Source organism: Proteus sp. fly-1008 (genome assembly GCF_040140305.1).
GTDB classification, from domain to species: Bacteria; Pseudomonadota; Gammaproteobacteria; order Enterobacterales; family Enterobacteriaceae; genus Proteus; species Proteus vulgaris_B.
Genome location: NZ_JBEEWH010000039.1, coordinates 1 through 1,833 on the forward strand (window position 1 = coordinate 1; position 1,833 = coordinate 1,833).

Annotated in this window: 2 protein-coding genes and 1 pseudogene; all 3 read left to right on the forward strand. The window is 56.4% G+C overall.

Features of this window, described 5'->3' with window-relative positions; translation table 11 throughout:
- Window positions 1–101: 101 nt before the first annotated feature.
- Window positions 102–299, forward strand: a pseudogene (locus ABN256_RS18990) (hypothetical protein); the annotation flags it as partial.
- A gap of 161 nt (window positions 300–460) precedes the next feature.
- Window positions 461–1,666: a chromate efflux transporter gene (chrA, locus tag ABN256_RS18995; protein ID WP_000184001.1), complete on the forward strand. Its 1,206-nt coding sequence runs from the start codon at window positions 461–463 to the stop codon at window positions 1,664–1,666.
- Between the two features lie 10 nt (window positions 1,667–1,676).
- On the forward strand, window positions 1,677–1,808 hold the full coding sequence (locus ABN256_RS19000) for a hypothetical protein (protein WP_425335557.1): 132 nt from the start codon (window positions 1,677–1,679) through the stop codon (window positions 1,806–1,808).
- The last annotated feature ends 25 nt before the right edge of the window (window positions 1,809–1,833 follow it).

The window sequence follows — 1,833 nt, forward strand, 5'->3', positions numbered from 1 at the left end:
TTGAATGGGTTCATGTGCAGCTCCATCAGCAAAAGGGGATGATAAGTTTATCACCACCGACTATTTGCAACAGTGCCGTTCATACCGCGCCAGGGGAGCGAATGGACAGCGAGGAGCCTCCGAACGTTCGGGTCGCCTGCTCGGGTGATATCGACGAGGTTGTGCGGCTGATGCACGACGCTGCGGCGTGGATGTCCGCCAAGGGAACGCCCGCCTGGGACGTCGCGCGGATCGACCGGACATTCGCGGAGACCTTCGTCCTGAGATCCGAGCTCCTAGGGATCGCCTCAGAAAACGGAAAATAAAGCACGCTAAGCCGTAAGTAAGCGTGCTCCTGTGAAAGCCACAGCTAAAACTGCGTAGTACACATAGAGGTATTTTTTTCTAGATTTATATCGAATTTCGTTATCGAATTTCGCTTATTATTGATCAACTCGTTGCAGATCATGAAGGCGAAAGTATGACGAATAACCCTACCGATGACAGCAGACCATGGTCGGTCTTTCTTATTTTTCTGCGGCTTGGATTGACATCTTTTGGCGGCCCCATTGCGCACTTGGGCTACTTCCGCGCCGAATTTGTCACACGGCGGCGCTGGCTCTCCGAACGGAGCTATGCTGACTTGGTCGCGCTTTGTCAGTTCTTGCCAGGGCCTGCAAGCAGCCAGGTCGGCATAGCGGTAGGACTGTCTCGGGCTGGATACAGCGGGGCGCTGGCTGCTTGGGCTGGCTTCACGCTGCCGTCTGCCATAGCCTTGATCCTTTTTGCGCTCGGCATCTCCAGCTATGGCGATTACGTCTCGCAGGGCGCGTTGCATGGCTTAAAAGTGGTGGCTGTGGCCGTGGTCGCTCAAGCAGTATGGGGCATGGCGCGTAACCTATGCACGGATGGGCTGCGAGTCACCATCATGGCAATTGCTACCTGCGTCGTTTTACTTGTGCCGTCCGCGTGGGGACAGGTTGGCGTGATTGCTATCGCAGGCATCGCAGGCCGGTTATTGTTCAAGCCAGCGAAAGTTGTTGAGCATGACCCCCTACCTATCACGGTCAGTCACCGGGCCGGCGTGCTTTGGCTCTCGCTGTTCTTTGTCTTGCTGATTGGCCTGCCGGTGTTGGCCGAACTGATGCCAAGTCAAACCATGGCAATGGTGGATTCCTTCTATCGTGTCGGATCACTGGTGTTCGGCGGTGGTCACGTTGTGCTGCCATTACTGCAAGCCGAAGTGGTGCCCTCCGGCTGGGTCAACAATGAATCCTTTCTCGCGGGGTACGGGGCAGCTCAAGCGGTGCCCGGCCCTTTGTTCACGTTCGCCGCGTTTCTTGGTGCCTCGATGAACACCGCCCCGTCGGGCTGGATCGGCGGCATTGTGTGTCTGCTGGCTATCTTCGCGCCCTCGTTCTTGCTGGTCGTCGGATCAATGCCATTTTGGGAGCGTTTGCGCCGCAATACAGGCATCCAAGCTGCGCTGGCCGGGATCAATGCCGCTGTAGTCGGCTTGCTGCTGGCCGCGCTGTATCAGCCTGTATGGACTAGCGCCATCTTTCAGCCGCAAGACTTCGGCTTGGCATTAGTTGCCCTTGTCGCACTTATGTTCTGGAAGCTCCCGCCGTGGCTGGTTGTCCTCGGTAGCGGTGCAGCTGGGTGGCTGTTGAGCGTCGCTCTGTGAGGCACAAAAAATGACTGACAAAGACCTCTACGGCGGTTTGATCCGCCTGCACATCCTTCACCATGCAGCCGAGGAACCTGTCTTTGGGCTGGCACTGTTGCAAATAGTCGGTGGTGATAAACTTATCATCCCCTTTTGCTGATGGAGCTGCACATGAACCCATTCAA